Annotated in this window: 8 protein-coding genes; 4 read left to right on the top strand and 4 right to left on the bottom strand. The window is 34.5% G+C overall.

What is annotated here, in order from left to right; genetic code table 11:
* From AC1DY0_RS18630 to tgt, 3 genes are all read right to left on the bottom strand, one after another.
* The coding region (locus tag AC1DY0_RS18630) for a DMT family transporter (RefSeq protein ID WP_477190081.1) at window positions 1–859 on the bottom strand (859 nt) is incomplete at its 3' end.
* Window positions 846–1,934, bottom strand: coding sequence for an LptF/LptG family permease (locus AC1DY0_RS18625; RefSeq protein ID WP_477190080.1), 1,089 nt, complete (start codon window positions 1,932–1,934; stop codon window positions 846–848). The genes AC1DY0_RS18630 and AC1DY0_RS18625, both read right to left, overlap by 14 nt.
* Window positions 1,935–2,124: 190 nt before the next feature.
* Entirely contained in the window at window positions 2,125–3,255 is a 1,131-nt protein-coding gene (tgt, locus tag AC1DY0_RS18620) for a tRNA guanosine(34) transglycosylase Tgt (protein ID WP_477190079.1), read from the bottom strand.
* 146 nt (window positions 3,256–3,401) lie between these two features.
* Here tgt and AC1DY0_RS18615 point away from each other — a divergent pair, with 146 nt between their 5' ends.
* Together AC1DY0_RS18615 and AC1DY0_RS18610 are read left to right on the top strand one after the other, a co-directional pair.
* Window positions 3,402–3,902: an endo-arabinase gene (locus tag AC1DY0_RS18615; RefSeq protein WP_477190078.1), complete on the top strand. Its 501-nt coding sequence runs from the start codon at window positions 3,402–3,404 to the stop codon at window positions 3,900–3,902.
* 350 nt (window positions 3,903–4,252) lie between these two features.
* On the top strand, window positions 4,253–5,548 hold the full coding sequence (locus AC1DY0_RS18610) for a Xaa-Pro dipeptidase (protein ID WP_477190077.1): 1,296 nt from the start codon (window positions 4,253–4,255) through the stop codon (window positions 5,546–5,548).
* 267 nt (window positions 5,549–5,815) lie between these two features.
* On the opposite strand, the gene AC1DY0_RS18605 is transcribed toward AC1DY0_RS18610, so the two are convergent.
* The gene (locus AC1DY0_RS18605) at window positions 5,816–6,481 is read right to left on the bottom strand and encodes a hypothetical protein (protein WP_477190076.1); all 666 of its coding nucleotides are present in this window, start codon (window positions 6,479–6,481) and stop codon (window positions 5,816–5,818) included.
* A 519-nt stretch (window positions 6,482–7,000) separates the two neighbouring features.
* On the opposite strand from AC1DY0_RS18605, the gene AC1DY0_RS18600 reads away from it, so the two are divergent.
* The gene (locus AC1DY0_RS18600) at window positions 7,001–7,696 is read left to right on the top strand and encodes a hypothetical protein (protein ID WP_477190075.1); all 696 of its coding nucleotides are present in this window, start codon (window positions 7,001–7,003) and stop codon (window positions 7,694–7,696) included.
* Window positions 7,687–7,821 carry a hypothetical protein gene (locus AC1DY0_RS18595; protein ID WP_477190074.1) on the top strand — a complete coding sequence of 45 codons (135 nt, stop codon included), beginning with the start codon at window positions 7,687–7,689 and terminating at the stop codon, window positions 7,819–7,821. Before AC1DY0_RS18600 ends, AC1DY0_RS18595 begins: the two co-directional genes overlap by 10 nt.
* Window positions 7,822–8,008: the final 187 nt, after the last annotated feature.

The following is an 8,008-nucleotide window of genomic DNA, read 5'->3' as shown; positions in this document are numbered from 1 at the left end:
TTATAATMCCATTTAAGAKYACCGTAATTACAATTACAACTGCTCCAATATAAAATTCCGTACTCATTTTTTCTTTTCCGCCAATGATAAAGAAAGCCAGTACAATACCGTAAACAGGCTCTAAATTAGTCGTTAACATAACCGTATACGGTGATAATTGTCTCATCACTTTTACCGAAGCCGTGAAAGCATAAGCGGTACAAATGGATGCCAAAATTAAAATCAAAATCCAGTTTTTGGCAGATAACACAAAGAAATCTGCTGTAAAAGAACCTTTGAATAAAAAATAGATTGAGATAAAAATAAAACCGGCTAAGAATTCATAAAATGAAATCACAGAAGGGTCATGATTTGCGATTAACTTTCCATTTATCAATGTAAACAACACTCCTAAAATTATGGCAACCAATGCCAATAACATACCACTCCAATAATTAATCTCCACCTGCATTATTAATCCTAAACCCGCAATAATAATCAGTCCAAAGAAAACTTCATACCAAAGCACTTTTCGACCGTAAAATAGAGGTTCCAACAATGAGGCAAAAAATGCGCCCAAAGAAAAAACGGACAAGGTTATAGAAACTGTCGAGACTTTTATGGCTTCAAAAAAGAAAATCCAGTGTAGTGCTATCAAAAGACCAACAATTATAAACTTAACCAATGACTTGGGAGACACTTTAAATGATTTCTTTTTTACAGCAAGAAAAATAGCAATAAATATTGCAGCAAAAAACATTCTATACCAAACTAAAAATTCAGACTGAATAGTAATTAATGCTCCTAAAATTGCTGTAAAACCCCAAATAAAAACAATTAAATGTAAATTAAGGTAACTTCTTAAATTATCGTTTCGCATTTCGTAATAAATAAACAGCTAATATTCCAAAAATGATATTGGGCAACCAAACGGCCAATAGAGGTGAAAATGCAGATTTCTCAGCCAATACACCAAATATTTTATCAAAAAACACGAATGAAAACGCCACAGCAATTCCGATAGCCAAGTTGGCTCCCATTCCTCCTCTTCGTTTCATTGAAGATACAGAAACAGCTATAATAGTCAATATAAATGCCGAAACGGGAACACTGTATTTTTTATACAAAACAACCAAATAAACATTGATATTGGACGATCCACGCTTTCTTTCCTTATCGATAAAAGCATTTAAATCACCTAAACTCAATGTTTCGGCGATATAAACCACCGGTGCCAAATCTTCCAGATCAAAACTGAATTTCATCTTCTTTTCAGGAGCTTTTTCAATCACATCCCCTTCTTTTCCGACAGTTCTTTTTGTGTAATCATATAAGGTGTAGTTCTTTTCCTTAGGATTCCATTTGATTCTGCTAGCCGTGATTTTGTATTCTAATTTTTCTTTTTTAAATCGCTCCAATGAAAAATCAAAAGCCATTTGAGATTCATTGTTAAAGCTGTTTACATAGATAAAATCATGATCATTTATCTGTCTGTATACATCGGTATTATCGCCCCGCATGAGCGCCTTCCCGTCATTCCGCAGATAAGTGTATCGGAAATTATTGTACCCCTCACTGGATACAGGAATAACCCAAAATCCCATGAGCAAAACGATAATAGATATAATCGAGGCTCCAATAATATAAGGTCTCATGAATCTTGTAAATGAAATTCCAGAACTCAGAATGGCAATAATCTCTGTGTCATTTGCTAATTTTGAAGTGAACCAAATAACCGATATAAACAAAAATATCGGAAAGAGGTTATTCATAAAGTAAATCGTAAAATGATAGTAATAAATGGCGATTTTTAAAACCGGCACTTTATTCTCAATCATTTTATTGATCTTCTCCGATATGTCTATAATCATCCCAATAGGAGCAAATAGCAAAAGCATTACCGCAAATGTGGCTAAATATCTTTTTAAAATGTATTTGTCAATTATTGTTAGCATAGTTATGGTTGAATCGGTTATTCGTTGAATCGTTGAATCGGTTAACTGTTGAATCGTTTATTCGTTTATTTGTTAAGTCGTTTTAAACTAAAAAATTGTTTATTCGCTACTTCGATTAAACAGTTAACTGATTAACCGATTCAACATTTTTTTCGATTAAACAAATAAACGATTAACCGATTAAACATTTTTAAAGTCGTTGGCTCATATTTTTCACCATCATTTCTTTCCAAGGTTTGAAATCGCCGGCTAAGATATGTTTTCTGGCCTCACGAACTAACCACATATAAAAACCAAGATTGTGTATCGTAGCAATTTGTTTCCCTAAATATTCATTGGCTGCAAACAAGTGACGTAAATAAGCTTTAGAATATTCAGTATCCACAAAAGTATACCCCATTTCATCAATTGGAGAAAAATCGGCTTCCCATTTTTTATTCTTGATATTAATCGTTCCGTTGGCAGTGAACAACATTCCGTTTCTTGCGTTACGAGTAGGCATCACGCAATCGAACATATCGATTCCAAGTGCAATGTTTTCCAAAATATTGATTGGAGTTCCCACACCCATCAAATAACGAGGTTTGTCCTCTGGTAGAATTTCACAAACCACTTCGGTCATCGCGTACATTTCCTCTGCAGGCTCCCCTACCGAAAGTCCACCAATAGCATTTCCTTGTTGGTTGGAATTGGCAATATATTCAGCCGATTGTTGTCGCAAATCTTTATAAGTACTTCCTTGTATAATTGGGAAAAACGTTTGCTCATAGCCATATTTAAAAGGCAATTTATCCAAATGATTAATACAACGATCCAACCAACGGTGAGTCATGTGCATCGAACGTTGTGCATAGCGGTAATCACATGGATAAGGCGTACACTCATCAAAAGCCATGATAATATCGGCACCAATGGTACGCTGAATTTCCATCACATTCTCTGGTGTAAAAAAGTGATACGAACCATCAATATGAGATTTAAACTTTACCCCTTCTTCCTTAATCTTACGGTTTGCAGAAAGAGAATACACTTGATATCCTCCAGAATCGGTCAAAATATTACGGTCCCAATTCATGAATTTGTGCAATCCACCCGCTTTTTCAAGAATTTCGGTTTGTGGACGCAAGTATAAATGATAGGTATTCCCTAGAATAATATCTGGATTTATTTCTTCTCTCAATTCTCTTTGATGCACTCCTTTTACTGAGGCAGCAGTCCCAACAGGCATAAAAATAGGTGTTTCAATAACACCGTGATCTGTAGTAATACTTCCCGCACGCGCTTTCGATTGCGGATCTGTTTTTAGTAAATCAAACTTCATATAGGCTTTTTATCAGTCGGCAAAGATAGTCTAATTTAAAACCAGCATCAAAAAAATATTTTCCTTCCAATGAATGAATAGTGGGTTCATGACAACCAAAATTTAAATCCTTCTCAGAATAAAATTAGATAATTACAAAATTTAAAATGTTTTACTATTTAATTCAGACAAAACGTATCTTTCACACTCTATTAATCAAAAACCACACTATTATGAAATTAAAATTAGTCCTGCATCTTATACCAAGTTTAATTTTACTGAGTTGCAATCCAAAAACAGATGACACACAAGCCATCAAAAATCTCCTCGAAAAAGAATCTTCCAGTTGGAGATTGGGTGACAGTAAAACACATGCTGCATGCTGGCACATTCAGCCTTATAGCAAAATTTTAATTTCAACTGTTGATGGCAAAACGTTAGACATTCCAGCTGAAGACATTATTAAACCTATTGTAAATGCCAGTGGCGGCACGTCCATGAATACAAATTATAAAATGAGCATTCACGATGACAATGCGTGGGTCAGTCATGATGAAGTATCTATTGCTAAAGATGGCAAGAAAACCTTTTCGCATGAGATACGATTACTTGAAAAAATAAATGGCAATTGGAAACTTGTAGGGCAATCTATTCACGCCTATAAATAAAAAACAAACCATAAAATAGCCCACAGATTTGACGAATAAAGTTGATTTAATAAAGACTTAGGCTGTCCGAAACATACAATACGCACTCCAAAGAACGTTTGAAGGTAACTGAAGACAGTTTCAATCAGATGGAAGCTCATTTGGAGGTAATCTTTTTTCTCTGGATACCCTATTTTACTGGGCAGAGGTTAAAAAACAGTAAAACAAACAAAAATCCCACGAAGCCAATTTGTTACTATTATTCCTTATATTTGAAAAAACTAAAGCTAGTTGATTGTCAGACTTATATACAAGATATCTACAATTTTAATCCTCAAAATAAGATACTATAAACCCAATACAACCAAACTATGAAAAAACATTTACTATTAATAGCATTAATATCCTTAGTAACTCTTAACTCATTCTACGGGCAGTCAAAAATTAAAGCCATCAAAGCCGGCAGGCTCATCGATGTTGTGTCTGGAACAGTTCTTAAAAATCAGGTAATCTTGATTGACAACAATTTAATAACCGAAATTGGAAGTAACATAACCATTCCAAAAGATGCCGAGATCATTGACTTGAGCAATAGTACTGTGCTGCCGGGATTAATGGATTGTCACACTCACATGTCTGGTGAGCCAAGCGGAGATTATTATGGAGATGTTTTTCGTAAAACTTCCACAGACTACGCAGTCCGTGCACCAATTTATGCAAAACGTACCCTCGAAGCCGGTTTTACGACATGCCGTGATATGGGTTCTTCAGATTTGATAGACATCTCACTTCGCAATGCAATCAATGAAGGAGTAATCGAAGGCCCTAGAATGTATGTCGCAACATTTGCACTTGGCGCCACTGGTGGACATAGTGATTTAACAGGTTTCAATCCAGACATTGCATGGAAAGGGAATCCAGATTTTACAGGTGTGGCTGATGGCGTTGATGAAATAAGAAAACGAGTTCGCAACAATGTGAAATGGGGAGCAGATGTAATAAAAGTTTGTGCAACAGCCGGTGTTTTGAGTGAAGAAGAAAGCGTGGGAGCTCCGCAGTATTCTCTTGAAGAAATGAAAGCGCTTGTAGACGAAGCACACATGTGGGGGAAAAAAGTTGCCGCCCATGCACACGGAACCGAGGGAATTAATCGCGCAGTACTTGCAGGAGTAAATTCTGTCGAACATTGCAGTATTATCGATGATCAAACCATCAAATTAATGAAAGAAAAAGGTACTTACATGGTGCCTACTTTATATGCACTGGATTACATCATTGACACCTATTCGAAAAAAGGCTTTCCCGAAAAAATAATCAACAAAGCGAAGAGTATCAAAATAGAAAAAGAAAAAAGTTTTGAGCGTGCAGTAAAAGCAGGAATCAAAATTGCCTACGGAACAGATGCTGCCGTAATGCCACATGGATGGAACGCAAAAGATTTTTCATATATGGTAAAAGCCGGCATGACTCCAATGCAAGCAATACAATCGGCAACAATAAATGCAGCAGACCTGCTTGATATAAAAACCAAAACTGGCTCAATCACCATTGGTAAATATGCAGACATCATCGCTGTAGAAAATAATCCACTTGACGATGTTAGTATTCTTGAACACGTAAATTTTGTAATGAAAGATGGAACGGTTTATAAGAATGAATTCAAATAATAGCAAATTAGGAAAACAAAACTACCTAAAGTAAATACAAGCTATCAAAACTTGAAATCATTTACTTAATCAGTGTGCAAAAGCTCGTGTGGGCGTGACCACAATAGAAAATGGGCCAAATTTACTTTACGTATATACGGCCCATTCTCTATTGCGGTCGGGCTATACACGTTACTTCGGTAACTTGCTTCAAATGAAATTCAGTGAACACCTATAAAAATAAATGTATAGTGAAGTAATCCCTCATGCGGCATCAGTGTTCCTAAGCTAATTTTTAGATAACCGATTATAGATAATGTAATCGTTATACTTAGCCTCACTGGTAGTTTCCCAGATTGCAAATCCTATGGCAGTATATCTAGCCAATGTTGTATAAATTGCATTACCGTCTGCAATTCGGTTTTCCTTCAGGAAATTACGTTCCCATATTTTATCATTTTGCTCGTGAAGCAGCTGCTCAAAATCGGTGCACAATACCGTTATAGCATGCAGCATCGCAGTTGTAATCCCGGTATCAAACAGTTCTTGCAGGTATTTATTGCTCACCCGCAGCACCACTTTTGCGGTTATCAGTAAATCCGAATCAGTTTTTCGTCCAAGTGCTTTGGTACCAAACTGCCGATATCTCGCGCTATTTACCCCAAAAATAAATTCAATACGCTTCATCACACTCTGAATAGCAGTTCTCAACTCTTCCGCTTTTGCATTTTTGGCCTGTGTAACTATCATCTGATTGCTATGGGCTTCCATATCGGTATTGTTTTGGGCAAAAGCACTCAGGTCAGTTTCTAATTTGGCGATCATCGTTTCGGTAATACCAAATGGAGCAAAAGCAGCTTTGTCCCTTCTCATAAAACTTATTTTTTCTTTCCCCTTCAGTATTAAATCCGCATCCGAAAAATAATACATTCTCTTTACTTTCTGTTTTTTCATTACAATCAGGCTTTTCAGTTGGACTAGCAAACATCACAATAAGATAAATTAGATGTATTTATACTTAAATGAAAGAAAACACTACTTTTTCAAAGTTATTAATTATTTAGAAATAACAAAGACGAAGTTAAAAATATCTAAAACGCTGTCAGTTGAGACAATGTTTGTGTCAGTTGCTTCAATGTTTGCGTCAGTTGAGACAATGTTTGCGTCAGTTACTATAAAGTCAGTAACATTTCCATAACGGATGCAAGCATTGTCTCAACGGACAGCCAATTTCAAGCTTCTGACCTAAATTTAGAATCATCTAACGCCGTAAATTGGAATATGAATGGCAAAAATCATTTTAATAAGCAGAAATTATACTGTGTAGGATTGTGATTATTATTTTCTACATTTGAAAAAAGTAAAACGTGATACTTATCACACAAAACCACCCAGATTAGGGTGGGTAAGTGTGATTTTGTCAGACATATATACAAGTTACCTGCCATTTAACCTGTGAAAACTAAAAAACAAATGAATATAAAATCAATATTAATTCTTCTAATTTTAGTTCCTTTCTTAAGTTGTCAAAAAAAGGAAGTTTCTGCTACATTGAATATTACAATTGAACTTGAAAATAAATTTAATAAAGAATATGCTGATTTAAGTTTTTTAAGGATTTATAAAGACGGGAAAATATTCAAAGAAATTAAAGCCGAAAACTTACCATTCATTCAGCATAAAATTAAATTAGAAAAATTAAAAGAAGGTAAATATCAATTTGAATATACAAACATATTTGAGCAGAAAATCATAAAAGAATTAAACATTGATGAAAGCAGAATCTATAATATTTCTTTAAATCCAGATTATTCAGATTATAAAAAGAATTTCAAAAAGTCATTAATTGGAAACTTGAAAGAAAAACATTTTTTAAAACTAGCTTATCAAAGCAGAGGTTGTTTTAATTCAGAAAAAGATAGTATTGTAATTTATAAAAAGGAAAACTTTTACGAAGTTGAGAGAAACGGAATAAAAACTAAACTAAATGATTCTCAAGTAAATAATTTAATTAAAATGGAATGTCAATTGATAAATATAAAAGAAGGTGGTTGCACAACTTCAGATATTTATACTTTTTCCTTTGAGAATTCTAAAAGAAAATTCATTGATGCTACTTGTAGATGGAACGGTTGGGAAACTCTGCAAAAGGAAATGAAATGGAAATAAATAAACGGCAGGTAACACACGCTACAAGCAATTTGGGGATTAGGCTTAATGGAAAAATTGGTTTGTATTTGGAAGATTTGGCAAATCCGAATAATGGTCTTAATTTAATTCCAAACTACTTGTAGCGCGAGAACGTCAGGCTGTGAAAAAACCTCTTTTTTTTCTCAAAATCTTCAAATTTTACAATCCTACAATTCAAATAAAGCCTTCTGAGAAGGCTCTTTTTTTAAGCTACTAATTTTATCGGATAAAAATTGTGCCTTGCATTTAGCTTTAAATAGATCACTTTTATTAAAAACAAGACTTTTGCCT

It is taken from the genome of Flavobacterium sp. P1_E4, assembly GCF_056405915.1.
Note: the sequence above shows the minus strand (reverse complement) of the source record. Positions and strands in the feature narration are given on the sequence as shown.

Coding starts and splice junctions, on each gene's coding strand:
- AC1DY0_RS18605 (WP_477190076.1), bottom strand. CDS start 6,481: ATGAAAAAACAGAAAGTAAAGAGAATGTATTATTTTTCGGATGCGGAT.
- AC1DY0_RS18595 (WP_477190074.1), top strand. CDS start 7,687: ATGGAAATAAATAAACGGCAGGTAACACACGCTACAAGCAATTTGGGG.
- AC1DY0_RS18610 (WP_477190077.1), top strand. CDS start 4,253: ATGAAAAAACATTTACTATTAATAGCATTAATATCCTTAGTAACTCTT.
- AC1DY0_RS18600 (WP_477190075.1), top strand. CDS start 7,001: ATGAATATAAAATCAATATTAATTCTTCTAATTTTAGTTCCTTTCTTA.
- tgt (WP_477190079.1), bottom strand. CDS start 3,255: ATGAAGTTTGATTTACTAAAAACAGATCCGCAATCGAAAGCGCGTGCG.
- AC1DY0_RS18615 (WP_477190078.1), top strand. CDS start 3,402: ATGTTTTACTATTTAATTCAGACAAAACGTATCTTTCACACTCTATTA.
- AC1DY0_RS18625 (WP_477190080.1), bottom strand. CDS start 1,934: ATGCTAACAATAATTGACAAATACATTTTAAAAAGATATTTAGCCACA.